The sequence below is a fragment of the Actinokineospora sp. NPDC051303 genome, assembly GCF_055586285.1.
The window spans coordinates 1-26,605 of record NZ_JBVJIN010000013.1 but is presented as its reverse complement, the minus strand read 5'-3'; the positions used below and the strand labels follow the sequence as shown (position 1 = coordinate 26,605).

Here is a 26,605-nt window from a genome sequence, read left to right as displayed (position 1 = left end):
AGGGAGGGGCGCCCCCCCGGGTGGGGTGCCTTCCCCTTTCCCCCCCCCCCCCCCCCCCCCCCCCCCCCCCTTTCTCCCCCCCCGCGCCCGCTCAGGCCCGCATGGCCTCGACCACGCCGTCGATCTCCTGGGCCAGTGACACGTCCAGCGCGGTGATGCCGCCCGCGGAGTGCGTGCTGCACCGGAAGGTGAGGGTGCGCCAGCGGATGTCGATGTCGGGGTGGTGGTTGTCGTTCTCGGCGATCTCGGCGACCCGGTTGACCACCTGGATGGCGTGCGGGAAGTCGGGCAACTCGACCTCGCGCACCAGGGTCGCCGCTTCCAGCCGCCACTCCGACAGCACGCCAAGCGCCTTGCCGATGTCCTCATCGCTCAGCAGTTCAGCCATGGTCCCCATAGTGGCCCCCGGCGCGGGCGTACGCTCGTCACCGCCACGGGAGTCCGGTGCCGCGCCGGGCTGAGAGGGGGGCACGCAGCCCCTGACCGTCCACACCTGATCGGGATCATGCCCGCGCAGGGAGGTCCTCGTGGCGCGCCCGCCGCGAGGAAGGACCGTCATGCGTCGCATCGTCTCCCTGGTCGCGGTGGCCTTGGCCGCCGCTGGCTGCTCGGTGGGCGGCTCGGGCGAGCAGCCCGGTGAGCGTTCCGTCGTCCTGGTCACCCACGATTCGTTCGAGGTGGACCCGGCGCTGCTGGACAGGTTCCGCGCCGACACCGGCGTGCGGATCGACGTCCGCAAGAGCGGCGACGCGGGCGCGCTGACCAACCAACTGGTGCTCACCAAGGCCAACCCGGTCGGCGACGTCGCGTTCGGCGTCGACACCACCTTCACCTCGCGCGCGCTCGACGAGGGCGTCTTCGCCGAGTACCGCAGCCCCGAGGCGGCCAAGGGCCCGCAGCGCTACGCCGTGGACGACACCGGCCGGGTGACGGCGGTGGACGTGGGCGACGTGTGCGTCAACGTCGACACCGCCGCGCTCGCCGCACGGAATCTGCCCGCGCCCACGACGTACGAGGACCTGGCCGACCCCAGGTACAAGGACCTGCTGGTGGTCGAGGACCCGGCCACCTCGTCGCCGGGGCTGGCGTTCGTGCTCGGCACCATCGCCCGGTTCGGCGACCAGGGCTGGGTCGGCTACTGGGAACGGCTCAGGGCCAACGGGGTGAAGGTGGTCAGCGGCTGGGAAGAGGCCTACACGCAGGAGTTCTCCGGCTCGTCGGGCAAGGGGCCGCGGCCGATCGTGGTGTCGTACGCGTCGTCCCCGTCCGCGGAGGTCGGTGCGGACGGGCTGCCGCGCACCGCCGCGGTCCTGGGCACCTGTTTCCGCCAGGTCGAGTACGCGGGTGTGCTGGCGGGCGCGAAGAACCCCGACGCGGCCCGCGAGGTGCTGGACTTCCTGCTGTCGGAGCCGTTCCAGGCGCAGGTCCCGGACAAGATGTACGTCTACCCGGCGCGCGACGGCGTCGCGCTGCCCGAGGCGTGGCGGAAAGCGGCGCCGCTGCCGGAAAATCCGGCCGCGCTGCCCGCGCGCGACATCCAGGCGAACCGGGAGCGGTGGATCGAGCAGTGGCGCGCGGCCGTCGCGCGGTGACCCTGGCGGCCGCGCTGCCGCTGGGGTTCCTCGCGGTCTTCTTCGTGTGGCCGGTCGCGGCGATCATCCGGCTCGGTTTCGCGGGCGGCGGAGTCGGGAAGGTGCTCGCTGACGCCGACACCTGGGACCTCGTCGCGTTCACCCTGGCGCAGGCTGCCGCGTCGACGCTGGTCGCGTTGCTCGCGGGCCTGCCGGTGGCGTTTCTGTTGGCGCGCTGCGCTTTGCCGGGAACCGGGTTCGTGCGGGCGGCGATCCTGGTGCCGTTCGTGCTGCCGACCGTGGTCGTCGGCCTGGCTTTTCGGTCGCTGCTGCCCGACGGCGGCGTGGCCGCGATCGTGCTGGCCAACGCGTTCTTCAATGTCGCGGTGGTCGCGCGCACCGTTGGTGGGCTGTGGTCGCATGTGGACCGTCGCGCCGAGGACGCCGCCCGCGCGCTCGGGGCGTCGCGGTGGCGGACGTTCACCTCGATCACGCTGCCCGCGCTGACCCCCGCGATCGGCTCAGCCGCCGCGGTCGTGTTCCTGTTCTGCGCCACCAGTTTCGGCGTCGTGCTGCTGCTCGGTGGCGCGCGGCACCGGACGCTGGAGACCGAGATTTACTTGCGCACGGTCGAACTGCTCGACCTGCCGGGCGCGGCGGCGCTGTCCCTGCTCCAACTCGCCGCGGTCGTGGCTGCCCTGGTCGCTGGGGCGGTGGCGCGTCGGCGGCGGGAGACCTCGTTGCGGCTGCGCGGTCGGGTGGAGACCGCGCGCCGACCAGTCGGCGGTGAATGGGCCGTGGTGGCCGCGGCGTATGTGGTCGTGGCGTTGTTGTTGGTGCCCATCGGTTCCCTGGTCGTGCGCTCTCTGTCCACATCAGACGGTTGGGGCTTCGACGGGTACCGCGCGTTGGCGGGAACGGGATACCGCGGTTCGCTGCAAGTGTCCGGAGTGGACGCCGCGATCAACTCCGTGCGGGTCGCCACCGACGCGACCCTGCTGGCGTTGCTGCTCGGCGTGGTGGCCTCGGTGGTGCTGGTGACCCTGGGCAGGGCGCGGTCGCGGCTCGTGGAGGCCATGGACACCGCGCTGATGCTGCCCTTGGGCGTGTCCGCGGTGACGGTCGGCTTCGGCTACCTGATCACCCTCGACGCCCTCCCCGGCGACCTGCGGACCTCGGCGGCCCTGGTCCCACTGGCCCAGGCGCTGGTGGTGACCCCACTGGTGATCCGCACCCTGCTGCCGGTCCTCCGCTCGATCGACGACCGCCTCCGCCAAGCCGCCGCCACCCTCGGCGCCTCCCCCTGGCGCGTCTTGCGGGAAGTCGACATCCCGTTGGCGGGCCGCTCCTGCCTCGCCGCCACCGCCTTCGCCTACGTCATCGCCCTCGGCGAGTTCGGCGCCACCAGCTTCCTGGTCCGCCCGGACGCCGCCACCCTCCCGGTCGTCATCGGCAGACTCGTGTCCCGCCCCGGCGAACTGAACAACCAGATGGCCTACGCGGCCTGCACCCTGCTGATGCTGGTCACCGTCGCCATCGTCCTGCTCGTAGACCGCCTCCGCGTCGGCTCAGTCGGCGAGTTCTGACGCCCGCCTCGCGTGATGCCGGTCGGGCCACCGCGAGAGGATCTCCAGCACGGCGGGTGGGCGGTCTTCGGGCGGATCGCGCGTTCCAGAGCTGGGTGAATGCCGGTGAGCAGCCCTCGGGTGCGGTTGCCGAGCCGAGTGGACTCGCCTGCCAGGTCGTCTTCGAACCCGACCTGCACGTCCAGCTCGGTCGGCGCCTCGTGGCCGACATCGACCGGCCGCGGCGTATGCGGCAGGGACCGGGCGGCGTCACCGACTGAGGCGTCAGTCATGCCGAGCCTGGCGACCAGAGTTCCATGATCAGGAGCCACGAAGACGGCAACGGGAACCGCCCCGCTCCAGTTTATCGGGGATTGGCTCCGGCGGAAGGTAGGCGGGAAATCTGTGGACAACTTCGGCCATTGTGGATAACTCAAGGTTTGGCCGCGGAGTTGTCGGGCGTATGCGGCAGAGTGGAACTTGCGAAGGGGGTGGGGACTGTGCTGCGGGTTGAGGGGATCACCGTGCGGTATGGGGCGGTGGCCGCGGTGTCCGGTGTGGACATCGCGGTAGCCGATGGTGAGGTGGTGGCGTTGCTCGGGCCATCGGGGTGTGGGAAGTCGACGCTGTTGCGGGCGGTGGCGGGGTTGGAGCGGCCGGATGCGGGGGTGGTGCGGTGGGACGGGGTCGATCTCGCGGGGACCCCTGTGCACAGGCGCGGGTTCGGGCTGGTCTTCCAGGATGGGCAACTGTTTCCGCACCAGGATGTCGCGGGCAATGTGGCCTTTGGGCTGCGGATGCACGGCGTCGCCAAGGGGGAGCGGGGCGCGCGGGTGGGGGAGTTGCTTGAGTTAGTGGGGCTCGCGGGCTACGGGGCGCGGCGGGTCACCGAGTTGTCCGGCGGGGAGCAGCAGCGGGTGGCGCTGGCGCGGGCATTGGCGCCTCGGCCCCGGTTGCTGCTGTTGGACGAGCCACTGTCCGCTTTGGACCGGGCGCTGCGGGAGAACCTGGCCCTCGACCTGTCCCGGGTCCTGCGCTCGGCTGGCGCCACAGCCCTGCTGGTCACCCACGACCACGACGAGGCGTTCACCCTGGCCGACCGGGTCGCGGTGATGCGCGGTGGGCGGATCAGTCAGGTGGGGCGGCCGGACGAGGTGTGGCGGCGGCCGGTGGACGAGGACACCGCACGGTTCCTCGGGTGCGGCCTCGTGGTCGACGCGCGGGTTGCCGGTGGGCGGGTGACCTGTGAGTTCGGCTCGGTCGGGCTGCCGTGGGCTCCGGGCGGCGAGGTCCGGTTAGGGCTGCGGCCCACTGGTCTGCGGGTCGGCGACGGCCCGACCGAGGCGACTGTGACCGCCCGCGTCCACCGCAGCGACCACGTGCGGCTGGTGGTGGACACCGGGACCCGCGTGGTCGACGCGGTGGCCGGGGTCGCGGACGCGCCGGACGTGGGCACCGCCGTGCGACTGGCCTTGGACCCGGACGGCCTCGCGGTGCTGGGCTGACCGGCGGCGCCCGCGATCCCGGGCAAGCGGACGTGCGGCCGCGCCCCCCGGTGCGACCGCACGTCCGCCCGCCCCCGGCCGGGCCGGGTGGCTCCGCCCCGGAGTGCGCTGCCCCGGATGGGTCGGGTTGGGCTGAGCCGTCCCGGGCTGGTGTGCTCCGGCTGAGCATCCCTGGGTTGGTGTGCCCGGGTTGAGCTGTTCTCGGTCTGGCCGGTTCGGGTTGAGCCGCCCCTGGGTTGGTGTGCCTGGGTTGAGCCGTTCTCGGGCTGGCCCGCCCGGGTTGAGCCTCCCCGGGCTGATGTGCCCCGGCTGAGCCGCTTGGGTCAGCCGTCGCGGGTGAGCATTCGGGACAGCGCCAGGGAATAGCCGATCGCGATGTAGCAGGCCGCGCGGAGCAGGCCCTCGGTGATCGAGCCGGTGGGCAGCGGGTCGCTGACGACGTCGCTGACCGACTGCCAGCTGGTGGTGATCAGCACCGGGTCCAGCCAGTCCAGGGCCGGGATGACGCTCAGCACCCCGGACAGGATGACCAGCCCCAGCGACACCACCACGACGATCAGCGGGTGCTCGGTCCACGCCGACACCGCCAGCGCCACCGCGGCCAGCGCCCACACCTGCACGGTCACCAGGACCACGGTCAGCAGCACCCGGCCCACGCCGTCGAGGAACGGCAGCTGGGTGCCCGACGCGGTCAGCATGCCCTCGCCGCCGAGCAGCAGGACGCCCGCGACGATGCCGGTGACCGCCATGAGCAGGGTCGCCAGCAGGCTGACGGTGGCCACGCCGAACGCCTTCACCGCGAGCAGCCGGGCCCGGCCGACCGGCGCGGTGAGCAGGTTGCGCAGGGTGCCGTGCGCGGTCTCGCCCGCGAGGGCGTCGGCGGCGAGCATCGCCCCGGTTAGCGGCAGCAGCATGTTCAGCGACACCACCAGCGCGAACACCGGAAGCAGCAGCCCGTTGCCCGCGACCAGCGACTCCAGGCCCTGCCCCATCGGCTCGTCGCTGTTGGCGTCGGTGGCGATCGCGATGCCGATGCCCGCGACGACCGGCACCAGGGCCAGCAGGCCCAGGCCGATGAGGGTGCGCGGGCGGCGCAGCATCATCCGCAGTTCCGAGCGCATCAGCCGCAGCAGCGGGGCGCGGCGGGCGGTGAGCGGGGCGGACACGGTCATGGCGGTCATCGGGCGTCCTCGGGGATCAAGGTGGCCAGGTCGTCCAGGGCGGCGTCTTCGATGACGTTGGTGTCCTCGGTGAGCCGGGCGAACAGGTCTTCCAGGCCGGTGCGCTGCCTGCGCACCTCGTGCACCGGGACGCCCGCGTGGACCAGCGTTTCCACGACCTGCGGCGCGGTGGTCGCGGTGAGGTCGACGCGCAGCCCGTCGGGGACGGCGCGGGCGGGGATGCGGTGGTCGCGCAGCGCCTCCACCCCCCGGGTCACCTCCGGGGTGGTCACCAGCAGGTTCGCGCTGCCCGCCTCCAGCAGCGCGTCCAGTTCGCCCTGGGCGACGACGGTGCCCTGGTTCAACACCGCCACGTGCGTGCAGGTCGCCTCGACCTCGGCGAGCAGGTGCGAGGACACCAGCACCGTGGTGCCCGCGGCGTGCAGGTCGGCGATGACCGCCCGCACCTCCCGGGTGCCCGCCGGGTCCAGGCCGTTGGTCGGCTCGTCGAGGATGACGAACCGGCGCGGAACCAGCAGCGCCGAGGCCAGGCCGAGGCGCTGCTTCATGCCCAGCGAGTACCCCCGGTAGCGCCTGCCCGCCGCCCGAGTCAGCCCGACCCGCTCCAGCGCGTCGGCGACGGCCCCGGGGATGCGCGCGGAGGTCAGCAGCGGCTCGGCCGCGGCGACCCGCATCAGGTTCTCCCGCCCGGACAGGAACGGGTGGAATCCGGGGCCTTCCACCAGCGCGCCCACCTCGGGCAGCGCCAGCGCCGCCCCGTCTGGCATCTTCTGGCCGAGCAGTTCGACCTCGCCCGCGGTGGGCGTCACCAGGCCGAGCAGCATCCGGATGGTCGTGGTCTTGCCGGAACCGTTGGGGCCGAGCATCCCCAGCACCGCGCCCGTGGGCACCTCAAGGTCCACGCTGTCCACCGCGACCGTGCCCCGGTAGACCTTGCGCAGCCCCCGCGTGCGGGCGGCGGGCGGGACGGCCGCGGCTGGCGCCGCGACCGTCCCCTCGGAAACGCCGCTCACCGCTGCCCGAGCGCGTCGACGAGGACCTGCTGCGGCACCGCGCCGAGCGCGACCCGGCCGTCGGTGGTCACCAGCGCCGTGCCGACCTTGGTGGTCACCACGTAGCCGGAGCCGAACGGGCCGCTGACCTCCTTGCCGACCTGCTTGAGCAGGTCGAGCCCGGTGGCCGGGCCGCGGGAGCCGCGGTCGGACTTGGCCTCGGGCGCCTGCCGGGTCAGCGCGTCGGCGGGCAGCTTGCCGGTCAGCACGGTGTCCCAGCCTTCGCCGACGTGCTTGAGGTCGAGGCCGTCGAGCGCGTCGGTGCGCTCCTGCTTCGACGGCCGCGCCCGCTCGCCCTCGGTCACCTTCGCCCCGGCGGGCGGGGTGAACGAGAACAGGTTCGCGTCCTGCGCGCCGGTGGCGAACTCGGTGAAGCCGACCCGCAGCGCGGGCTCGGCCTGGCCGTTGGCCAGCACGTCCAGCCGCAGCGGCAGCCGGGTCTGCGAGTCGACCGCGATCCGCACCTCGCGCAGCAGCGTGCGCTCGGTCGGCTTCGGGGTCAGCACCAGCTGGTACGCGGGCCGGTCGGCGACGCGCGCGGTGCCGTCGACGGTGACCGTGCTGTCCTTGCGCATCAGGGCGACGAAGTCGCGGGCCGCGGTGGCCGGGTCGGCTATCTTCTCGGCGCGCTCCTGGTCGGGGCCGCCCTCGATCTTTTGCACCGAGCGGGTGGCCGAGTTCCAGATCCAGGTAGTCGACCCGTCGTGCACGATCGTGCGCTCGGAGCCGCCCTCGTCCACCGACACCCGGGCGCGGCCCTGGCCGTCGGCGTAGATCCGGGCGATGTCCTCGCCCGGCTTGCCCTGCGGCAGGCCCGGCAGGGGCAGCCCGAGGTCGTTGCGCAGCTCCACGGCTCCGGCCATCGCGGGCGCGTCGGCGTCGAGCACGGACTGCACCAGCGCCTCGGCGCTGATCTCCGGCAGCGCGGGCGGAGCCTCGCCCGCGCCTGCCGGGGTCGCGATCAGGACCAGCCCGACCACCCCGGTGGCCGTCCCCGCCGCTGCGACGGCCAGCGCCGTCCTTTTCCTGTTCATTGCTTCTCCCTGTTCGGGTCGTTGTTCCCGCCCTAGAAGAGTGCGCCGGAGCACCTGAGATGGCGCTGAGAGCGCCCCGGCTGCTGAGAGACCGCTGAGAAGCCGTGCCGGGACCTGCGCCGAACGGCCATGATGGCAGACGTGAAGCCTCGGGTGCTGGTGGTCGACGACGAGCTCGGCGTGCGCCGGGCGCTGCAACGCGGGCTCACCGCGGAAGGCATGGACGTGGTGGTCGCCGGGGACGGACCCAGCGCGCTGCGGATCGCGATGACCGGCACCTTCGACGTGATCCTGCTTGACATCATGCTGCCCGGCCTGTCCGGCTACCGGGTGCTGGAGCGGCTGCGGCACGAGGGCGTGCGCACCCCGGTGCTGCTGGTCTCGGCCAAGGACGGCGAGATCGACCAGGCCGACGGCCTCGACCTCGGCGCGGACGGCTACCTGGTCAAGCCGTTCTCCTTCGTCGTGCTCGTCGCGCAGGTGCGGGCCGTGCTGCGCCGCGGCGCCGAGGACGGCGGGCGCAGGCTGCGGCTGGGGCAGCTCGTGGTCGACCGCGGCGCCCGCGAGGTGAGCTTCGCGGGCAACCCGGTCGCGCTGAGCCCGCGCGAGTTCGCCGTCCTCGACGCGCTCGCGGGCCGCGCCGGGGCGGTCGTCACCAAGGACGAGCTGCTGCGCGCGGTCTGGGGCGACGAGCAGGCCGCCACCCGCAACGCCGTCGAGGTCTACGTCGGCTACCTGCGCCGCAAGCTCGACGCGGCGGGCGCGGGCGGCATCGTGCGCACCGTGCGCGGCCACGGCTACCTCGCCTCCACCACGGAGATCGACGCGGCGCTCGACCCGGCTGGCGCGCCGCCGAGGTGATCCGCCCGCGTAGCCTCTGGCTCCGGCGCTCCATGCGCTTCCGCGTCACCACGGTCGCCACCGCGGCGACCCTGGCGGTGCTCATCGGCCTGGCGTGGCTCACCAGCGGCATGATCGGCCCGCTGCTGGTCGGCGCCGCCGACGCCGAGCTGACCTCGGCCCTGACCTCGGCCACCGCGCAGGTCGAGCGGGGGCAGCCGGTCGAGCCGGGGTCGCCGAACATCCAGGTCCGCGTCCTGGACACCGCGGGAGCCCCGGTCGACGGCGGCCCGCCGCCCGCGCTGGCCCCCGCGGACGTCCGCGTCCTCAAAGCGGGCACCCCCGTGCTGCGCGAAGGCGACAGCCCGCCCGCGCGCTGGCTCGGCACGGTCGCCACCGCCCCGGACGGCGCGCAGCGGCTGGTCGCCGTCGGCACCGGCCTGGTCGGCTACACGGCGGCGCAGGGGCACGCGCTGCGCTGGCTGATCGTCGGCGCTGTCCTGGCCGCCGCCACCGCCGCCCTGGCGACCTGGTTCGCGGTCCGCTCCTCGCTGCGGCCGGTCGAGCGGATGCGGACCGCCGCCGCCCGGCTCGGGGCCGGACGCAGGCTTCCGCTGCCTGAGGCCCACGACGAGCTGCGTTCCCTGGCTGGCGCGCTCAACGACCTGCTGGCCCGGCGGGACGAGGCCGCTGACCGCCTGCGCCGGTTCACCGGGGACGCCGCGCACGAGCTGCGCTCACCGGTCGCCTCGATCCGGGTGCAGGCCGAGGTCGCCGTCGCCCACCCGGACCCGGAACTGTCCCAGGAAGTGCTGACGGAAGTCGTGCGCGAGTCTGAGCGCTTGTCCGCTCTGGTCGACGGTCTGCTGACCTTGGCGCGGTCTGACGCGGGCGAGCTTCCGTCAGCCGAGCCGGTCGATCTCAGCGTCGCGGCGGTCGACGCGGCTGCCCGGTGCTCCGGGGACGGGCCAGCGGTGCAGGTGCACGTGCCGCCCAGGCCGTGCTGGGTGCTGGCCGCTCCGTCCGAAGTGGACCTGGTGCTGGACAACCTGCTGCGCAACGCTTGTCGGCACGCCCGTGCGAGTGTGACGGTCACTGTGTTGGCGGGTGTGACGTCCGCTCGGATCGTGGTGGACGATGACGGGCACGGTATTGCTCCGGAGCATCGTGCTCGGGTGTTCGATCGCTTTTACCGGGTGCAGGATGATCGTGCTCGGAGCAGTGGTGGCACTGGGCTTGGGTTGGCGTTGGTCGCTGAGGTTGTGCGGCGGCGGGGTGGGGCTGTGCGGGTGGGGGAGTCGCCTGAGGGTGGGGCTCGGTTTCTGGTGAGCTGGCGGGCGATTGCTCGGCCTCAGTGATCTTCGTGTGGGTGGGCTCGATGGGGTGGAGTGGTTTCTTCGGGCCCCTACGAAGGAAGATCGCCGTGTGAAAGACGGGTGGGATGCCTTCGGCCTCACACGTGCGGAGCCAGCTTAGCGATCTTCCTTCTCCCCCGAAGAAACCACTCCACCCCATCGAGCACCTGGCAGGGCCGGGTTCCTGCTGGTTGGGGGCTTGGGTTCGCTGTCTCCGCCCCCATCGAGCACCTGGCGAGCATGGGTGCGGTTGGCAGGTGGGCGGGTGTCCATGCTGCTCCACCCCATCGAGTGCTAGGCGAGCCTGCGGGTAGTCGTTGAGGTCTTGGGATGCGGGTCCCTGGGGGTGGGGGGCTGGCGGCAGGATCTTGGGTATGTCCGTTCATCGTGTCTCTGCTTTGGTTCCTGCTTCTGTGCGGGCGGTGTCGGCCGCATTGAGTGAGGCGGCTGTGGTTGGGGTGTCTGGTGGGGATCGGTTGCTCGCGCCTGGGGATGTGGTGCGGGCGGGGGGTTCGCGGTTGCGGGTTGTCGATGTGGGGGTGGGTGGGCTGCGGGCGGTGGCGGTGGGTGGGGTGCCTGGGGTGCGGGCGCTGGAGGTGGTGGTTGAGCCGTTCGGGGTGGGGGCGCGGGTGAGTTGTGTGGTCGACGGGTGGCGGCCGGGGGGTTGGGCGCGGTCGGTGGTGGAGCGGGTTGCTGGGCGGGCGGTCGAGATAGCGTCCGCTGCCGTTGTGGTGGGGGCGGCGGTGGTGCGGGACGGGCGGTTGCTCGCTCAGGAACGCGCGTATCCGGTTGATGCGGTGGGCAAGTGGGAGTTGCCGGGTGGGCGGGTCGAGCCGGGGGAGTCCGATGTGGACGCGGTGCGGCGGGAGTGCGATGAGGAATTGGGGATCAGTGTGGCGGTGGGGGAGCCGGTGGGGCCGGATGTCGTGTTGACCGACGCTCTGGTGTTGCGGATCTATGCCGCCACTCTTGTGGGGGGTGAGCCGGAGGTGCGGGATCACCGGAGTGTTCGGTGGCTTACCGAGGGGACTCTTGACACCGTTGACTGGCTTCCGGCGGACCGTGTCTTGCTTCCCGCTCTGCGCACCCTCTTGCGATAAGAGGGTGGCCTTGACCGGGGGCGGACTACCCCGGTCAAGGCCACACAGCGGTTCAGCCGACGCCGGATAGGCGTAGGGCCGCGGCCAGGCGGTGGGCGCCGCGTTCGGTGGCGTGGGCCGCGCCGGTGGCGCGGACTCGGTCCAGTTCGGCTGGGTCGCGCAGCAGGTCTGTGGCCCGGGTGCGGACTGGCCGCAGTTCCTCGATCACCGCTTCGGCCGTGGCGTTCTTGACCTCCCCATAGGACCGGTATCCGGCGGCGACCTCGCGTGGGGACTTGTCCAGGCAGGCCGCCAGGATCTCCAGCAGGTTCGCCAGGCCGGGCTGGTGCTCAGGGCGGTACTCCAGGCGCGCCTCGTTGTCGGTCACCGCGCGTCGGATCTTGCGGCGGATCAGGTCGGGGTCGTCCAGGACGAACACCGTGCCCGCGGCGTCCTGTGTGGACTTCGACATCTTCCGCCCGGGATCGGATAGGTCCATGACCCTGGCCGCGGTTGGCGGGGTCACCGCCGTCGGCACGGTGAAGACCTCGCCGTAGGTGGTGTTGAAGCGCCGCGCCAGGCTCCTGGCCAGTTCGACGTGTTGGGTCTGGTCCTCGCCGAGGGACCTCGTCCGCGCCGGACAGCAGGATGTCGGCGGCCATCAGGACCGGGTAGGTCAGCAGGCCGAGCCGGACCATGCCCTGGCCGTCGGACTTCTGCTTGAACTGCGTCATCCTGGCCGCCTCCCCGAACGAGCACGCGCACTCCAGCACCCAGCTCAGCGCCCCCAGTTCCCGCACCAGGTCGGACTGGACGAACACCTGGTCCGGATCGATGCCCGTCGCGACCAGCACCGCCAGCAGCTCGCGGGACAGGCCGCGCAGCCGCGCCGGGTTGTAGGACACCGTCATGGCGTGCAGGTCGCTGACGAAGTACAGGTCGCCGGGGCGGCCCTCGCGGGCCCAGCGCCGGACGGCGCCCAGGTGGTTGCCGATGTGGGCGTGGCCGGACGGGGTGATCGCGGACAGGCGGGTCATCTTCGGGTTTCTCCTTGGTCGGAGCCCACCCGAGAACAGCGAAAAGGCCGCCCGAGTGGGCGGCCTGGGGTTGCTCAACGCATGGCTGTCAGGGCCGCCGGTCGGCGGCCTGCCACTGGGAGACGTTGAGAGTTCGCATCGATGCGACGTTAGCGCGCGCGGAACCGGAGCGCCAAGGTTTACCGTGAAACCATGTTCGTCGTACTGATCACTTACACGGCTCCGCTGGAAGAGATCGACTACGCGTTGCCCGACCACGTGGCGTGGCTGGGCAGGCAGTACGAGGCGGGCTACTTCCTGGCCTCGGGGCGGCGCAACCCGCGCACCGGCGGGGTGATCATCACCCGGCCGATGAACCGGGACAAGCTCACCGCCCTGCTGGCCACCGACCCGTTCTCCGAGCGGAGCCTCGCGCACTACGAGATCATCGAGTTCCAGGCGAGTCGCACTTGCCAGGAACTCGCGCTGGTGAACGAGGCGCTGACGGGCTGACGCGGCCCGGACAACCGCTCAGGCGGCCTTGCTCAGCTCGGCCTTGACCCGCTTGAGGGCCAGGACCGGGCACTTCTTGCAGGCCGACTTCGAGCGGCAGCACTTCTTCTTGACTTTGCCCTTTTTCATGAGCTTCTTCACCGCGTCGGCGGGTGTGCCCACATGCTTCGCGCCCATTCCCGCTGCTCCGTTCGCCGGTGAACCGTTCGCCTTAGGGTAGGGTAACCTTCCTTGATCGCCGGGTGGTGCTGGTCACACCGGGCCGGGAGGTATCCTGTTCTAGCCAGTAGCAGCTAGTTTGCTGCGCCGGGCGCCCCCTTCAGCGTCGACCCGCTGTTGACCGGATCTGTGGGCTGCCCTCAACGTCTGAGAAGGAACCAGGAGCACGCGCGTGCCCACAGCGACCGCCAGCGCCCCGCTGACCGCGACCGAAACCCGTAGGAACGATCTTCGCAACGTCGCGATCGTCGCGCACGTCGACCATGGGAAAACCACCCTGGTCGACGCGATGCTCCGCCAGTCGGGGGCCTTCGCCGCCCGCGCCGAGCTTGTCGACCGGGTCATGGACTCCGGCGAGCTTGAGCGGGAGAAGGGCATCACGATCCTGGCGAAGAACACCGCCGTCCGCCGCCAGACCCCCGACGGCGCGGTCGTCATCAACGTGGTCGACACCCCCGGCCACGCCGACTTCGGCGGCGAGGTCGAACGCGGCCTGGCCATGGTCGACGGCGTCCTGCTGCTGGTCGACGCCAGCGAGGGCCCGCTGCCGCAGACCCGCTTCGTGCTCCGCAAGGCGCTGGCCTCCGGCCTGCCCGTGGTGCTCGTGGTCAACAAGGTCGACCGGCCCGACGCCCGCATCGCCGAGGTCGTCGAAGAGACCCACGACCTGCTGCTCGACCTGGCCTCCGAGCTGGAAGACCTGGACGAGTCGGTCCTCGACCTGCCCGTCGTCTACGCCTCCGCGCGCGCCGGGCGGGCCAGCCTCACCCAGCCCGAGGACGGCGGCCTGCCCGACAGCGAGAACCTCGACCCGCTGTTCGACCTGCTGATGGAGAAGGTGCCCGCGCCGCTGGCCGACGCCTCCGCCCCGCTCAGCGCCCTGGTCACCAACCTCGACGCGTCCAGCTTCCTCGGCCGCATCGCGCTCTGCCGCATCCACGCCGGCCGCATCCGCAAGGGCCAGACCGTGGCCTGGTGCCGCGAGGACGGCACGGTCGCCAACGTGCGCATCACCGAGCTGCTGATCACCGAGGCCCTCGACCGCGTGCCCGCCGAAGAGGCCAGCGCCGGTGAGCTGGTCGCCATCGCGGGCATCCCCGAGATCACCATCGGCGACACCCTGGCCGACCCGGAGAACCCGGTGGCGCTGCCCCGGCTGACCGTGGACGAGCCCGCGATCTCCATGACCATCGGCGTCAACACCTCGCCGCTGGCAGGCCGCAACGGCGGCAACAAGCTGACCGCGCGCATGCTCAAGAGCCGCCTCGACAGCGAACTGGTCGGCAACGTCAGCGTCCGGGTGCTGCCCACCGAGCGCCCCGACGCCTGGGAGGTCCAGGGCCGTGGCGAGTTGGCCCTGGCCATCCTGGTCGAGCAGATGCGCCGCGAGGGCTTCGAGCTGACCGTCGGCAAGCCCGAGGTCGTCACCCGCCAGATCGACGGCAAACTGCACGAGCCGTTCGAGCGCCTGACCGTGGACGCGCCCGAGGAGCACCTGGGCGCCATCACCCAGCTCCTGGCCGCCCGCAAGGGCCGCCTTGAGCACATGGGCGGCCACGGCACCGGCCGGATCAAGGTCGAGTACGTCGTCCCGTCCCGCGGCCTGATCGGCTTCCGCACCGACTTCCTCACCGAGACGCGCGGCACCGGCATCGCCAACGCCATCTTCGAGGGCTACTTCCCCTGGGCGGGCGAAATCCGCAGCAGGCACAGCGGCTCGTTGGTCGCCGACCGCCAGGGCCCGGTCACCGCCTACGCCATGCTGCAACTCGCCGACCGAGGCACCTTCTTCGTGGAGCCCGGCGCCGAGGTCTACGAGGGCATGGTCGTCGGCGAGAACCCCCGCGCCGAGGACCTGGACGTGAACGTCACCAAGGAGAAGAAGCTCACCAACATGCGCTCTTCCTCCGCTGACGTCATGGAAACCCTCGCCAGGCCCCGCAAACTGAGCCTGGAAGAGGCCCTGGAGTTCTGCGCCAACGACGAATGCGTCGAAGTGGCCCCCGAAGTAGTCCGAGTCCGCAAGGTCATCCTCGACGCCACCACCCGAGGCCGCCAGCGCTCCCGCGACAAGGCCAGGGACCAGAAGTAACCTCCCCCACCTCGCGGCGCCGGCACCCCCCGGCGCCGCGAGTTATCCACAGGCAAGATCATTCTCACCCAAATTGTCGGCCCACCCCGGTAGACTGGAGCGGGGCCGCCCCCCAGGGAGGGTGGGGGTTTGTTGTGGGTGCTGCGGGGCTTGGAGAAACGATTTTCGCGGGCACGGTTGGGCGTTGACAGCGGGCTTTTGCGGGTCTTCCGGCCGGACTTGTCGACCTGCCCGCCAGGTAGCCGACACTAGGGCGGTTCGCAGGCACGGTACGCACTTGGCCCGCCCGCCAAGCCCAAGCAGGTCGCCCAGCCAGGCGCTCGATGGAGCGGAACAGCGAACCCGCCCAACTGCCAACCGCACCTAACGCCGCCAGGCACCTGGTAGAGCTGGAGTCAGCGAACCCACGCTCCTGCCAGCCGGACCCGCCCCTGCCAGGTGCCGGTGGTGCAGACCGAACAGCGAACCCGAGCACCTACCAGCAGAAACCCGGCCCTGCCAGGTGCTCGATGGGGTGGAGTGGTTTCTTCGGGGGAGAAGGAAGATCGCTAAGCTGGCTCCGCACGTGTGAGGCCGAAGGCATCCCACCCGTCTTTCACACGGCGATCTTCCTTCGTAGGGGCCCCGAAGAAACCACTCCACCCCATCGAGCAGACCCCGCCAAGCCAACCCGGGAACCACTCCACCCCATCGAGCGGACCCCACGAAACCCAGCCGCAACGAAACCCCAGCAAGCAGACAGAACCCAAGCAAAAGGCCACCTGCAACCCCCACACCCCAATCTGCAAACATGGTCAGACCTGGGGGAGGAGGACCGACGTGCGGATGAGGACCTGGGCCGCCCTGACCGCGGCCGCCGCCTGCTTAGCTGGCTGCACCAACGCGCCCCCGCCCCCGCTGGTCACGACCGAGGTGGCGCGTACCGAGCCCACCCGCCAGCCCAACCCCGGTGAAGTGATCGTCGGCGTCGACAGCCTCCGGGGCGGCTACAACCCGCACAAGCTCGCCGACCAGTCCACGATCACCACCGCGCTCGCCAGTGTTCTGCTCCCCTCGGTCTTCCGCCCGGCCGCCGACGGGACGCCCACGCTGGACCGCACTCTCATGGTCTCCGCCGAAGTCACCAAGGCCGAGCCGTACACCGTCACCTACCGGCTGCGTCCTGAAGCCTCCTGGTCGGACAGCGCCCCCATCGCCGCCGAGGACTTCGTCTATCTCTGGGAGCAGCTTCGCGAAGAACCCGGCGTCGTGGACGGCGCTGGTTACGCGCTCATCGAGAACATCTCCGCCCGGGAGGCGGGCCGAGTTGTCGAAGTGACCTTCGCCAAGCCGTACCCGGGGTGGCGGAGCCTGTTCTCCGGTTTGCTGCCCGCGCACCTGCTCAAGGACATCCCCGGGGGCTGGGCGAATGTGCTGCGCGACGGCTTCCCGGTCAGCGGCGGCCCGTTCGCCATGAAGGGGCTTGACCGCGACCGCGGTGAGGTCGTGTTGGAGCGCAACGACCGCTACTGGGAAGCCCCGGTGCCGCTTGACCGGATCATCCTGCGCCGCGGCGACACCGGCGGTATCGCGGGCGCCCTGCGCGCGGGGCACAACCAGATCGCGCTCACCACGCCCGACGCCGAGGGGGTCACCGCGTTCACGAGTCTGCGGCCCGCGGCGACCACGCAGACCGTGCCCCGGCCGACCGTCGCGACGGTCCTGCTGCGGCCGGTGACGCAAACCATGGGCGACCAGCGCGTCCGGGCCGCCGTGGCCGCGTTGATCGACCGGGCCGCCCTGGTGCGGGCGGGCACCGAAGGCGGGCCCGCGTCCACCTTGTCCGCCAATGCCCAGGTGCTCGCTCCCAGCGCCCCCGGGTACACCGCGACCGCGCCTGCCGGGCCGGACCCGGCGTTGGCGGAGAGCCTGCTCACCCAGGCCGGCTACACCCGGGTCGACGGCGGGTGGGCGCTCGGCGACGCCCCGCTCAACCTGGTCATCGGCGCCCCGGAGGACCGGCAGGAGTACGTGGCGATGGCGCGGGAGTTGCAGCGGCAGCTTTCCGCAAGCGGCGTGCAGTCGCGGCTGGTCACCCCTACTGGCGACGGGCTGTTCACCGACCTGCTCGCTCCTCGGACGGCCGCCCCGGCGACCCAGGTGGATCTCGCCGTTGTCCCGCAGCCCGCCGCTGGCGACCCGGCCACGCTGCTCGCCACCCGGTTCGGCTGCGCGCGGACCGAGCCGGGGACCCCGGCCAACCCGGCGGGCTTCTGCGACCCGGCCCTCCAGCAGACCATCGACGCGACGCTGACCGGGGCCATGGCGCTGCCGGACGCGCTGACCGAGTTGGAGCCCGCCCTCTGGAGCCGGGCGGTGGCGGTCCCGCTGTATCAGGAAGCTGACACTCTCGTCGTGCGCCGCGAGATGACGGGGGTGACTGTCGGACCGCCGTTCGTCGGCCCGTTCGCGACGGCTCCGCTGTGGCGGCGGACGATTCAGTGAGCTAGCCCACTCAGAGTAGGACCGATTTTTGTTACCTACCGTCTGGTAACAGTCGCGTTTCGTGTCCGCACCCGGAGTCACCCTTTGGTCACGATCGGCTGGCGACCGGTGACCGGGACCGCGCTCAGTTCCTAGCGTCCCCCTCTAGTGCGCCGCCCAACGGTTCGTTGGGGGCGTGATGGGTTGGGCTCCGATCGGTCTGACCGGCCGTGTGGGGCCCTGTGCTAGGAGGGCACGTGTCGACTAAGAGAAGCTCGCTGCCTGCGATCGCGGCGGTCGTGGGTACCTCGCTCTTATTGAGCGCTTGCGGCGGTACGACGGGGGACGGCGGCGGCGCCACCGAGCCCACTGGCGACGTCGCGGCGATGGCGGTCTCGAAAGGCCAGTCGGGTGAGGAGTACACCTCGCCTGAGGTGCCGCAATCCAACGACACGTTCATCGTGTCGACAGACAACCCGTACACGGCGTACAACAACCAGACCTCGGACGCCAACAACTCCTACAACGTCTTCGCGGTGACCATGGTGCTGTCCGGCGCGTACAAGCTGGACGGCAACAACAAAGTCCTGCTCAACAAGGACGTCATGGAAGGCGTCGAGGTCACCAGCGAGTCGCCGCAGGCGGTCACCTGGAAGATCAAGCCGGGGATCGTCTGGTCCGACGGCGAGCCGTGGGACTGCGACGACTTCTACCTGACCTGGCTCAGCCAGACCGGCAAGGCCAAGGACGGGGACGGAAAGGACCTGTTCACCGCCGCGGGCACCACCGGCTACGAGCTGATCGACAAGGTCGAGTGCAAGACCCCGACCGAGGTCGTCACCACCTTCAGCACCACCTACCCGGACTACAAGGGCCTCTTCGGCGTGCAGACCGACATCCTGCCCGCGCACGTCCTGGAGAAGGCGACCGGCGTCGCGGATGTCACCACGCTGACCCCGACCGGCGGCGACCAGGCCGCGCTGGCCAAGGTCGCCGAGTTCTGGAAGACGAAGTGGAACGGCTTCGACGCCGCCCTGATGCCCTCGTCCGGCCAGTACGTCATCACCGCGTTCGAGCAGGACAACTCGGTCACCCTGGAGCGCAACCCCAAGTGGGCGGGCAAGCCCGGTGGCCCGGCCAAGATCGTGCTGCGCGGCATCGCCGACCAGGTCGCCCAGGCCCAAGCCCTGGAGAACGGCGACGTCCACGTCAACTCCATGGCCCAGCCCGACGCCAACGCCGCCGAGCGGCTGCGTGGCCTGGCGGGCCAGCAGGTGATCTTCGGCGCGGCCAACGGCTTGGCCTTCGAGCACCTGGACCTGAACTACAAGAACAAGTGGCTCGCCGACGCCGCCGTGCGCAAGGCGTTCATGCAGTGCGTCAACCGCGAAGAGTTGACCGACAAGCTGATCCGCCCGGTGCTGGAGAACGCGAAGCCGCTCGGTTCGCTGACGTTCTTCCAGGGCGAAGAGGGCTACACCGACAACTACGCGCAGTACAAGGGCGACGCGGCCGAGGCCAAGAAGACGCTGGAAAGCGCGGGCTTCACCTTCGGCGGTGACGGCTTCGCGACCAAGAACGGCGAGAAGGTCACGCTCAAGATCAGCCACACCGCGATCCCGCGCCGCAAGCAGACCGTCGAGCTGATCCAGTCCCAGTGCAAGGCCGCGGGCTTCGAGATCGTGGACGACACCGACTCGAACTTCCTCGACACCCGGGTCAGCAAGGGCGACTACGACATCGCGCTGTTCGCCTGGTCGGCCGCGCCGTTCAAGTCGCAGCAGAAGTCGATCTACGAGACCGGCGGCGGACAGAACTGGTCGGCGTATACCAACCCGAAGGTAGACGCGGCTTTCAACGACGCGGTAAGCAACCTAGACGCGGCTAAGAGCCGGGCGTCTTACCAGGAGGCCGACAAGCTGCTGGCCGCCGACAACTACTCGCTGCCGCTGTTCCAGCTTCCGAACATGTGGGCGTTCAAGGGCATCGACAAGGTCTACTTCCAGTCCTACAACGGCGCTCTCTGGAACGCCAACGAGTGGGTCAAGACCTCTTAGTCGACTCAGTCGACGTCGATCCGCCGCCCAGCGGCGCCGAAAGGCAGGCGGGGCCGGACCACAAGTCCGGTCCCGCCCATCGGCCTCCGACCGGGAACACCGGGCGGGCGCCCCACCGAGGAGTCATCCGTGATTCGCTTCATCGTCAGACGGCTGCTGATCTCCGTCCCGATCCTGCTGGTCGGCAGCTTCCTGTGCTTCTTCATGGTCGCCAAGGCCGGGAACCCGGCGGGCGAGTTCCGGGCGAAGCCGGGCGTCACCGAGGCCCAGGTCCGCGCCCTTGAGGCCAGCCTCGGGCTGGACCAGCCGATCGTCGTGCGCTACTGGAAGTGGCTGGTGAACTTCCTCCAGGGCGACTGGGGGCAGAGCATCGCGCTCGGGCAGGCCAAGGTCGACATCTTCGACTCGGTCATGCGCGGCCTGTGGGTCACCGCCCGGCTGGTGATCGGCGCGGAGGTGCTGGCCATCGTGCTCGGCGTCGCGGTCGGCGTGCTCGCCGCCGTGAAGCAGTACTCGATCTTCGACTACCTCGCCACGTCCAGCGCGTTCCTGATGTTCTCGATGCCCGTGGTCTGCGTCGCGGTCATCCTCAAGACCTACGGCATCCAGTTCAACAACCTGCTGGAAAGCCTGGGCATGGACCGGTGGCTGACCACCGTCAGCCCGGCCGAGGGCGGGTTCAGCGGCGACTTCGGCGACTGGCTTTTCTCCTACACCGGCACCTATCTGCTGCCGACGCTGACCCTGACGCTGATCAGCTTCGCCGCCTACAGCCGCTTCCAGCGCGCCTCGATGCTGGAGACGCTGAACTCCGACTACGTGCGCACCGCCCGCGCCAAGGGCATCTCCCAGCGGCGGGTGATCTTCCGGCACGCGTTCCGCAACGCGATGATCCCGGTGACCACGCTGTTCTCGCTCAACGCCGCCGTGCTGTTCTCCGGGGCGATCATCACCGAGACCGTGTTCGGCTGGAAGGGGATGGGCAACCTGCTGGTGCAGTCCGTCCGGACGTTCGACCCCAACATGCTGATGGGCTGGCTGATGGTCACCGCCGCGCTGGTCGTCGTGTTCAACCTGGTTGCCGACCTCATGTACGGCATCCTCGACCCGAGGATTCGCCTTGCCTAGCGACCCGATAGCCAACCCCTTGCAGCCCAGCGGCGTGCCCGCGGCCGGGACCGTGGTCACGACCGAGTTCGACGCCACGAAAGCGCGCAAGCAGAGCACCCTGGTGCTGCGCCGCTTCTTCCGCCACCGCCTCGCCGTCGCGAGCCTGGCCGTGTTCACCCTGATCGTGCTGTTCGGCCTGCTGGGGCCGCTGTTCTGGACGATCCCGGTGGACGACACCAGCAGCCGCGGCTACCTGCCGCCCAGCCCGGCGCACCCGCTGGGCACCAACCAGACCGGCAAGGACATGCTGGCCCAGCTCATCGTGGGCACCCGGCTGTCGGTGCAGATCGCGTTGGTCGTCGCGCTCGGCTCCACCATTGTCGGCGTGGCTCTAGGCGCTGTCGCCGGGTATCTGCGTGGGTTCGTGGACAGCGCTATCAGCCGGTTCACCGACCTCATGCTCATCATCCCGCAGATCGCGGTCGCCGCGATCCTGGTGCGCGCGTTCGACGGGAGCTGGTACACCGTCGCGTTCATCCTGGCCGCGTTCGCCTGGATGCAGACCGCCCGGATCACCCGGGGCGAGACGCTGTCGCTGGCGCAGCGCGAGTTCATCGAGGCGGCCCGCGCCGCTGGCGCGCGCACCCGGTGGATCATCTTCCGGCACCTGGTGCCGAACATGGTCGGCACGATCACCGTCAACACCACGCTCGCGGTCGCCACCGCCGTGCTCTCGGAGGCGGCGCTGTCGTTCATCGGGCTGGGCGTGCAGCCGCCGGACACCTCGCTGGGGCTGATCATCAACGAGAACTACTCGCAGATCACCAGCAGGCCCTGGCTGTTCTGGGGCCCGTTCGTGGTGATCGTGCTGCTCTCGCTCGCGGTGAACTTCATCGGCGACGGCCTGCGTGACGCGTTCGACCCGAGGCAGACGAAGGTGCGTGCCTGATGACCGCGACCATGGTCGATAACCCGGTTCTCGCCGTCGAGGACTTGTCGGTGACCTTCCCGACCGACGACGGCGACGTCCACGCTGTCCGCGGGGTCTCCTACGGACTGCGCCCGCGCGAGGTGCTCGGCATCGTCGGCGAGTCCGGCTCCGGCAAGTCGGTGTCCTCGATGGCGGTGCTGGGCCTGCTGCCCGCGGGCGCGAAGGTCACCGGCTCCATCCGCTACCGCGACCGCGAGCTGGTCGGCCTGTCCTACCAGGACATGCGGAGCGTGCGGAACAACGGCGTCGCCATGATCTTCCAGGACCCGATGACGTCCCTGAACCCGGTCTACACGATCGGCTGGCAGCTCGCCGAGGCTTACCGCGCCCACCACACGGTGTCGAAGAAGGCGGCGTGGGCCAAGGCCGTCGAGGCGCTGGAACTGGTCGGCATCCCGCAGCCCGACCGCCGCGCCAAGCAGTACCCGCACGAGTTCTCCGGCGGCATGCGCCAGCGCGTGGTGATCGCCATGGCCATCATCAACGACCCGGATGTGATCATCGCCGACGAGCCGACCACCGCGCTCGACGTCACCGTGCAGGCGCAGATCCTGGAGACGCTGCTGCGCATCCGCGACGAGACCGCGACGGCCATCGTCATGATCACCCACGACCTCGGCGTCGTGGCGGGCATGGTCGACCGGGTGCAGGTCATGTACGGCGGCACGGTGGTCGAGTCCGGGCCGGTTGACGAGCTGTTCGACTACCCGAGGATGCCCTACACCGTGGGCCTGCTCGGCTCGCTGCCCAACCCGGCCACGCTCGGCAAGCGGCTCACCCCGATCAAGGGCGCGCCGCCGTCGCTGATCAACCTGCCCACCGGGTGCGCGTTCTCCCCGCGCTGCCCGCTGGCCGAGGACGAGTGCCGCACGACCGAGCCCTTGCTGTCGCCCACCGAACGGGCCGACCACGCCACCCGGTGCCACCGTTGGCGGCACCTGTCGACCCTGGGCAGCCCGCGGTCGCTGTTCGAGCACGAGGAGATCGGCGTGCTGGAGAACCCGGCCGCGCTCACCGCGGCCGACCCGGACATCCCGGTCATCGAGGAACCTGGCACAGCGGAACCTGGCACGGCGGAATCCGGCGCGGTTGATTCCCTTGCGGCGGAAGAGAAAGGCGGGCGGGCATGACCGGGGAGCCGTTGCTGCGCGTCGAGAACCTGGTGAAGTCCTTCCCGGTGCGCGGCGGCGGGATCATCCCGCGCACGGTCGGGCACGTCCAGGCCGTCTCCGGGGTCAGCTTCGACCTGAGCGAAGGCGAAACCCTTGGCCTGGTCGGCGAATCCGGCTGCGGCAAGACCACCACCGGACGCGCGATCCTCCAGTTGCACAAGCCCACCTCCGGCTCCGTCCGGTTCGACGGCCGCGAACTGACCACGCTCACCCCGGCGCAACTGCGCCCGCTGCGCCGCGACCTGCAGATCGTCTTCCAAGACCCCTACGCGTCTCTCGACCCGCGCTGGCAGATCAACGACGTCGTCGCCGAGCCGCTGCGCATCCACGGCCGCACCACCGGCGTCCAGCACCGGGTGGACGAACTGCTCGAACTGGTCGGCCTCAACCCCGAGCACCGCAACCGCTACCCGCACGAGTTCTCCGGCGGCCAGCGCCAGCGCATCGGCATCGCCCGCGCCCTCGCGCTGGACCCGAAGCTGATCGTGCTGGACGAGCCGGTGTCGGCGTTGGACGTCTCGGTGCAGGCGGGTGTGGTGAACCTGTTGGAGGAACTGCAAGAGCGGCTCGGTTTGGCCTACCTGTTCGTCGCGCACGACCTGTCGGTGGTGCGGCACATCTCTGATCGGGTCGCGGTGATGTACCTGGGCAAGATTGTCGAGATAGGCGACCGGGACGCCATTTACGGCCACCCCAGCCACCCCTACACCCAGGCGCTGCTGTCCGCCGTCCCCGTGCCCGACCCGCGCCTGGAACGGCGGCGGCAGCGCATCGTGCTTACCGGCGACGTCCCGAGCCCGGTGTCCCCGCCGTCGGGCTGCCGGTTCCGCACCCGCTGCTGGAAGGCCGAGGACATCTGCGCGCAAGAGGAACCACCGCTGCGCGCGCACGGCGGCACCTTGTCCGCTTGCCACTTCGCCGAGGAACGCGCTGTCCTGCCCTAGCTCTGTCTTGCCGGTTCTTTCTTGCCAGTTTTTGTCTTGCCACGGTCCTGTCTCGCCACAGAGCACTGTCTGCCCTTCCGCAGTGTTCTTCCGTGGCGCGGCGTGCGGGCGTAGTACTGTCTGCCAACGGGGGATGTTCCCCCGCCACGGTGCGCGGCGCACGTTCGCGCGCAGGCGATTGCCCTACCTGTGCAGCGCCCGCCCGCAGCGGCAGGCGAGGAATCGCGAAGGCTGAACCCGATGCTCACTGCCCCACCACGACTGCTGCTCGTCCACGCGCACCCCGACGACGAGAGCCTGTGGACCGGCGGGACCATCGCCCGCTACGCCGCCGCGGGCGTCCAGGTCACCCTGGTCACCTGCACTCTCGGCGAAGAGGGGGAGATCATCCCGGAGTCCCTGGCCCAGCTCGGCGCGCACGCGGCCGACCAACTCGGCGGCTACCGGGTCGCCGAACTGCGCGCGGCCTGCGCCGCGCTCGGCGTGTCCGACCACCGCTATCTCGGCGGCATGGGCCGCTGGCGTGACTCCGGCATGGCGGGCGTGCCCGCGAACGACCACCCGCGCGCGTTCGTCAAGGGCGACCCGGCCGAGCAGACCGAGGCGCTGGCGGCGATCCTGCGCGACGTCCGCCCCCAGGTCGTGGTCACCTACGGCCCCGACGGCGGCTACGGCCACCCCGACCACATCCGCGCCCACGAGATCACCGTCGCCGCCGCGGCGGGCGTGCCCGAGATCGCCCGCCTGTACTACGCGGTGGTGTCTAGACGGGCTGTCGAAGCGGGCTTGGCCGCCCTCGCCGGTGTCGAAGACCTGCCGTTCCGGCTGCCCGAGCCCGGCGAGCTGTCGGTGGTCGACGACGCGGAGATCACCACCACGGTCGCCATCGCCGACCACCTGCCCGCCAAACTGCGGGCCCTGCGCGCCCATGCGACCCAGGTAAGCGTCTGGCAGGGACAGGACGGCCAGCACAGCTACGCGCTGTCCAACGGCGTCGCCCAGCCCGTCATCGATCACGAGTCCTACATCCTGGCCAACGGCACGTCCGACAGCGTCGCCGCCGCCACCGCGGACGTCTTCGGCGGCCTGGCCCCCGTCGAGCACGTGGGCGCCGACCGGTGAGCGTCGGTGAGGCCGCCCGCTACGCCTGGCTCTTGGTCGTGAGCGTGGTGCTGGCTCTGTTCGAGGTGCTGTTCCTGCCCCTGCGCCTTGACGGCCGGGTGCTGCCCGACCTCGGCGGCATCCCGTTCCCGATCACCATCGTCGTGGCGGCGCTGACCCTGCCGCGGCTGGTCGTCAGCGCCGGCCGGATCAAGCGCAAAGCCGCGGTCGCGGGCGGCCCGCTGTTCGTCTGGCTGGCCACCCTGCTGGCGTTCCTGGTGGTCGTCCCCGGCGGCGACATGATCATCCTCGCCGACTGGCGCACCCTGCTGCTGCTGGCCGCGGGCGCCTTCCCCGCCACGATCAAAATAGGCGACGTGCTAGCACAATCGGTGCTAGCGCCCCAGATCGACAAGACTGGGAGGCAACCGGCGAAGGGAATGCCCCGTGGCTGACAGGATCACCGACAAGCAGGTGGTGACGGTGCTGCGCCCGTTCGTCCGCGCCACCACCCCCATGCTCGACGCCCTCCGCGACGCCAACCCCCTAGGCGTCGTCCGCCGTTCCCTGCCCACCCACGCGCCCCCCGTCGACCACGAAGACGCCCAGGAGTTGGCGAAGGTCAAGCGCGGCCTGCGCAGAAGGCTGCTGCGCGGCCTGGAAAGCGTCCAGTTCCCCGGAACCACGGCCTGGGAAACCATGACGGTCGACCAACGCGACCGCTGGTGGGTCAACCGTGTCGGTCGTGTCACCGTGCTGCTGGCCTCCATCCCCGGTCTGGGCGGCGCCCTGGCGGACCGCCTCCCCATCCAGAACGCCCTGGCCACGGCCAGCCAAGCCCTCATGCTCTCCGCCATAGCCGCCGAACACGGCGTGACAGACCAGGCGGACCGAGTCCGCCTCATCGCCAAGGTCCTCTTCAACCGAGACATAGACCCCCACCTAGCCGCAGGCCACGGCGACCACCTAACCCCCGCCCAGGAAACCGAAGCGGCGGCAAAACTAACCGAAGACCTAGACGAATCCACCAAACGCCACGGCAAAGTCACGGTGAAAGCCACCGCCCGAGCCCTCCGCCGCCTAGCCCAAACCCTCTGGTCCCTAGGCGACGAACTGGACAAACGCCCCCAAGGCCGCTTCTACCACCGAGCCTTGGGCTACCTCCCCATAATCGGCATGGCCGCCGACTACCTAGGCGAACGCAGCGCCCTCAAACGCGCCGCCAAAAAAGCCCACAAATGGCTCGCTCGCCACCCACGCACCTGACCCACGCCGCCAGCGGTGCCCCATGATCGCGAGTTATCCACAGGCAAGATCGTTCTCGCCTGTTCTGTCGGCCTGGCCCGATAGACTGGAGCGGGGTCAGCCCCCAGGGTGGGTGGGGTTTTGTTGTGGGGCTGTGGGGCGGCAAATCAAGAGCAGTCGCGGGCGTGGTTGGGGCGGTGGTTGGTCGGGTGGGGCTGGCTGTCTGTCTGGCCTTCCGGTCAGTCCGCCCCCACGAAGCCGCACCCAGGCTCGCCCAGTGCTCGATGGGCCAAGGAGCACAAGCGAACCTGCCCCCCCACGAAGCCGCACCTACGCCCGCCAGGTGCTCGATGGGGCAGAACAAAGAGCAGCAGACCCGCTCTGCTGCCAGGCCGCACCTACGCCCGCCAGGTGCTCGATGGGGTGGAGTGGTTTCTTTGGGGGTGAAGGAAGATCCCTAAACTTGCCGTGGTCGTGGGGCCGAAGGCTCCCCACCCGTC

Annotated in this window: 22 protein-coding genes, 2 pseudogenes and 1 riboswitch; of the genes and pseudogenes, 17 read left to right on the top strand and 7 right to left on the bottom strand. The window is 70.6% G+C overall.

The window, feature by feature from the left end; all coding sequences use genetic code 11:
* Positions 1-91 precede the first annotated feature (91 nt).
* Entirely contained in the window at positions 92-388 is a 297-nt protein-coding gene (locus tag ACZ6SD_RS12720; protein WP_465317071.1) for a 4a-hydroxytetrahydrobiopterin dehydratase, read from the bottom strand.
* Between the two features lie 42 nt (positions 389-430).
* A riboswitch (TPP riboswitch) is annotated at positions 431-523 on the top strand.
* 34 nt (positions 524-557) lie between these two features.
* Here ACZ6SD_RS12720 and ACZ6SD_RS12715 point away from each other — a divergent pair.
* Together ACZ6SD_RS12715 and ACZ6SD_RS12710 are read left to right on the top strand one after the other, a co-directional pair.
* Positions 558-1,592 carry a thiamine ABC transporter substrate-binding protein gene (locus ACZ6SD_RS12715; RefSeq protein ID WP_465317070.1) on the top strand — a complete coding sequence of 345 codons (1,035 nt, stop codon included), beginning with the start codon at positions 558-560 and terminating at the stop codon, positions 1,590-1,592.
* Positions 1,568-3,157, top strand: a complete 1,590-nt coding sequence (locus ACZ6SD_RS12710; RefSeq protein WP_465317069.1) for an ABC transporter permease — start codon at positions 1,568-1,570, stop codon at positions 3,155-3,157. The genes ACZ6SD_RS12715 and ACZ6SD_RS12710 overlap by 25 nt, the downstream gene beginning before the upstream one ends.
* On the opposite strand, the pseudogene ACZ6SD_RS12705 reads toward ACZ6SD_RS12710, so the two are convergent.
* Positions 3,154-3,408, bottom strand: a pseudogene (locus ACZ6SD_RS12705) (IS110 family transposase); the annotation flags it as partial. The gene ACZ6SD_RS12710 and the pseudogene ACZ6SD_RS12705 sit on opposite strands and share 4 nt — an antisense overlap.
* A 228-nt stretch (positions 3,409-3,636) precedes the next feature.
* Here ACZ6SD_RS12705 and ACZ6SD_RS12700 point away from each other — a divergent pair.
* Entirely contained in the window at positions 3,637-4,641 is a 1,005-nt protein-coding gene (locus ACZ6SD_RS12700) for an ABC transporter ATP-binding protein (protein WP_465317068.1), read from the top strand.
* 323 nt (positions 4,642-4,964) lie between these two features.
* Here the strand turns inward: ACZ6SD_RS12700 and ACZ6SD_RS12695 are convergent, their stop codons facing one another.
* The 3 genes from ACZ6SD_RS12695 to ACZ6SD_RS12685 are packed head-to-tail and all read right to left on the bottom strand — an operon-like array spanning position 4,965 to position 7,908.
* On the bottom strand, positions 4,965-5,822 hold the full coding sequence (locus ACZ6SD_RS12695; protein WP_465317067.1) for an ABC transporter permease: 858 nt from the start codon (positions 5,820-5,822) through the stop codon (positions 4,965-4,967).
* On the bottom strand, positions 5,819-6,835 hold the full coding sequence (locus tag ACZ6SD_RS12690) for an ABC transporter ATP-binding protein (RefSeq protein ID WP_465317066.1): 1,017 nt from the start codon (positions 6,833-6,835) through the stop codon (positions 5,819-5,821). Before ACZ6SD_RS12690 ends, ACZ6SD_RS12695 begins: the two co-directional genes overlap by 4 nt.
* Complete coding sequence (locus ACZ6SD_RS12685) at positions 6,832-7,908, bottom strand: LolA family protein (RefSeq protein ID WP_465317065.1); 1,077 nt, start codon at positions 7,906-7,908, stop codon at positions 6,832-6,834. The genes ACZ6SD_RS12690 and ACZ6SD_RS12685 overlap by 4 nt, the downstream gene beginning before the upstream one ends.
* A 129-nt stretch (positions 7,909-8,037) precedes the next feature.
* Between ACZ6SD_RS12685 and ACZ6SD_RS12680 the strand changes: the two genes are divergently transcribed.
* The 3 genes from ACZ6SD_RS12680 to ACZ6SD_RS12670 all read left to right on the top strand — a co-directional run bounded on the left by ACZ6SD_RS12680 (position 8,038) and on the right by ACZ6SD_RS12670 (position 11,203).
* On the top strand, positions 8,038-8,769 hold the full coding sequence (locus ACZ6SD_RS12680; protein WP_465317064.1) for a response regulator transcription factor: 732 nt from the start codon (positions 8,038-8,040) through the stop codon (positions 8,767-8,769).
* Between the two features lie 32 nt (positions 8,770-8,801).
* On the top strand, positions 8,802-10,106 hold the full coding sequence (locus tag ACZ6SD_RS12675; RefSeq protein WP_465317063.1) for a sensor histidine kinase: 1,305 nt from the start codon (positions 8,802-8,804) through the stop codon (positions 10,104-10,106).
* A 515-nt stretch (positions 10,107-10,621) separates the two neighbouring features.
* On the top strand, positions 10,622-11,203 hold the full coding sequence (locus tag ACZ6SD_RS12670; protein ID WP_465317062.1) for a (deoxy)nucleoside triphosphate pyrophosphohydrolase: 582 nt from the start codon (positions 10,622-10,624) through the stop codon (positions 11,201-11,203).
* A 52-nt stretch (positions 11,204-11,255) separates the two neighbouring features.
* Here the strand turns inward: ACZ6SD_RS12670 and trpS are convergent.
* Positions 11,256-12,219, bottom strand: a pseudogene (gene trpS, locus ACZ6SD_RS12665) (tryptophan--tRNA ligase).
* A 192-nt stretch (positions 12,220-12,411) separates the two neighbouring features.
* Here trpS and ACZ6SD_RS12660 point away from each other — a divergent pair.
* A complete protein-coding gene (locus ACZ6SD_RS12660) occupies positions 12,412-12,711 on the top strand; it encodes a YciI family protein (RefSeq protein WP_465317061.1) in 300 nt (99 codons plus the stop codon).
* Positions 12,712-12,729: 18 nt separating this feature from the next.
* Here the strand turns inward: ACZ6SD_RS12660 and ACZ6SD_RS12655 are convergent, their stop codons facing one another.
* On the bottom strand, positions 12,730-12,888 hold the full coding sequence (locus ACZ6SD_RS12655; RefSeq protein ID WP_465317060.1) for a hypothetical protein: 159 nt from the start codon (positions 12,886-12,888) through the stop codon (positions 12,730-12,732).
* A gap of 214 nt (positions 12,889-13,102) precedes the next feature.
* On the opposite strand from ACZ6SD_RS12655, the gene typA reads away from it, so the two are divergent.
* The 10 genes from typA (at position 13,103) to ACZ6SD_RS12605 (ending at position 26,126) form a co-directional block, all read left to right on the top strand.
* Positions 13,103-15,022: a translational GTPase TypA gene (typA, locus tag ACZ6SD_RS12650; protein ID WP_465317059.1), complete on the top strand. Its 1,920-nt coding sequence runs from the start codon at positions 13,103-13,105 to the stop codon at positions 15,020-15,022.
* Between the two features lie 825 nt (positions 15,023-15,847).
* Positions 15,848-17,506, top strand: coding sequence for an ABC transporter family substrate-binding protein (locus tag ACZ6SD_RS12645; RefSeq protein ID WP_465317170.1), 1,659 nt, complete (start codon positions 15,848-15,850; stop codon positions 17,504-17,506).
* 236 nt (positions 17,507-17,742) lie between these two features.
* Positions 17,743-19,542 carry an ABC transporter family substrate-binding protein gene (locus ACZ6SD_RS12640; RefSeq protein WP_465317058.1) on the top strand — a complete coding sequence of 600 codons (1,800 nt, stop codon included), beginning with the start codon at positions 17,743-17,745 and terminating at the stop codon, positions 19,540-19,542.
* Positions 19,543-19,671: 129 nt separating this feature from the next.
* A complete protein-coding gene (locus tag ACZ6SD_RS12635; protein WP_465317057.1) occupies positions 19,672-20,670 on the top strand; it encodes an ABC transporter permease in 999 nt (332 codons plus the stop codon).
* Between the two features lie 34 nt (positions 20,671-20,704).
* Positions 20,705-21,601, top strand: a complete 897-nt coding sequence (locus ACZ6SD_RS12630) for an ABC transporter permease (protein WP_465317169.1) — start codon at positions 20,705-20,707, stop codon at positions 21,599-21,601.
* Positions 21,601-22,773, top strand: a complete 1,173-nt coding sequence (locus tag ACZ6SD_RS12625; protein WP_465317056.1) for an ABC transporter ATP-binding protein — start codon at positions 21,601-21,603, stop codon at positions 22,771-22,773. Before ACZ6SD_RS12630 ends, ACZ6SD_RS12625 begins: the two co-directional genes overlap by 1 nt.
* A complete protein-coding gene (locus ACZ6SD_RS12620; RefSeq protein WP_465317055.1) occupies positions 22,770-23,759 on the top strand; it encodes an ABC transporter ATP-binding protein in 990 nt (329 codons plus the stop codon). Before ACZ6SD_RS12625 ends, ACZ6SD_RS12620 begins: the two co-directional genes overlap by 4 nt.
* A 240-nt stretch (positions 23,760-23,999) precedes the next feature.
* Positions 24,000-24,881: an N-acetyl-1-D-myo-inositol-2-amino-2-deoxy-alpha-D-glucopyranoside deacetylase gene (gene mshB / locus ACZ6SD_RS12615; RefSeq protein ID WP_465317054.1), complete on the top strand. Its 882-nt coding sequence runs from the start codon at positions 24,000-24,002 to the stop codon at positions 24,879-24,881.
* Positions 24,878-25,315, top strand: coding sequence for a hypothetical protein (locus ACZ6SD_RS12610; RefSeq protein WP_465317053.1), 438 nt, complete (start codon positions 24,878-24,880; stop codon positions 25,313-25,315). Before mshB ends, ACZ6SD_RS12610 begins: the two co-directional genes overlap by 4 nt.
* Positions 25,308-26,126: a hypothetical protein gene (locus ACZ6SD_RS12605; RefSeq protein WP_465317052.1), complete on the top strand. Its 819-nt coding sequence runs from the start codon at positions 25,308-25,310 to the stop codon at positions 26,124-26,126. Before ACZ6SD_RS12610 ends, ACZ6SD_RS12605 begins: the two co-directional genes overlap by 8 nt.
* Positions 26,127-26,605 lie beyond the last annotated feature (479 nt).

Bases quoted from the DNA above. Each gene is read 5' to 3' on its own strand.
- ACZ6SD_RS12655 (WP_465317060.1), bottom strand. From the start codon at position 12,888: ATGGGCGCGAAGCATGTGGGCACACCCGCCGACGCGGTGAAGAAGCTC.
- ACZ6SD_RS12660 (WP_465317061.1), top strand. From the start codon at position 12,412: ATGTTCGTCGTACTGATCACTTACACGGCTCCGCTGGAAGAGATCGAC.
- ACZ6SD_RS12685 (WP_465317065.1), bottom strand. From the start codon at position 7,908: ATGAACAGGAAAAGGACGGCGCTGGCCGTCGCAGCGGCGGGGACGGCC.
- ACZ6SD_RS12720 (WP_465317071.1), bottom strand. From the start codon at position 388: ATGGCTGAACTGCTGAGCGATGAGGACATCGGCAAGGCGCTTGGCGTG.
- ACZ6SD_RS12680 (WP_465317064.1), top strand. From the start codon at position 8,038: ATGATGGCAGACGTGAAGCCTCGGGTGCTGGTGGTCGACGACGAGCTC.
- ACZ6SD_RS12620 (WP_465317055.1), top strand. From the start codon at position 22,770: ATGACCGGGGAGCCGTTGCTGCGCGTCGAGAACCTGGTGAAGTCCTTC.
- ACZ6SD_RS12715 (WP_465317070.1), top strand. From the start codon at position 558: ATGCGTCGCATCGTCTCCCTGGTCGCGGTGGCCTTGGCCGCCGCTGGC.
- ACZ6SD_RS12695 (WP_465317067.1), bottom strand. From the start codon at position 5,822: ATGACCGCCATGACCGTGTCCGCCCCGCTCACCGCCCGCCGCGCCCCG.
- ACZ6SD_RS12675 (WP_465317063.1), top strand. From the start codon at position 8,802: ATGCGCTTCCGCGTCACCACGGTCGCCACCGCGGCGACCCTGGCGGTG.
- ACZ6SD_RS12625 (WP_465317056.1), top strand. From the start codon at position 21,601: ATGACCGCGACCATGGTCGATAACCCGGTTCTCGCCGTCGAGGACTTG.
- ACZ6SD_RS12645 (WP_465317170.1), top strand. From the start codon at position 15,848: ATGAGGACCTGGGCCGCCCTGACCGCGGCCGCCGCCTGCTTAGCTGGC.
- mshB (WP_465317054.1), top strand. From the start codon at position 24,000: ATGCTCACTGCCCCACCACGACTGCTGCTCGTCCACGCGCACCCCGAC.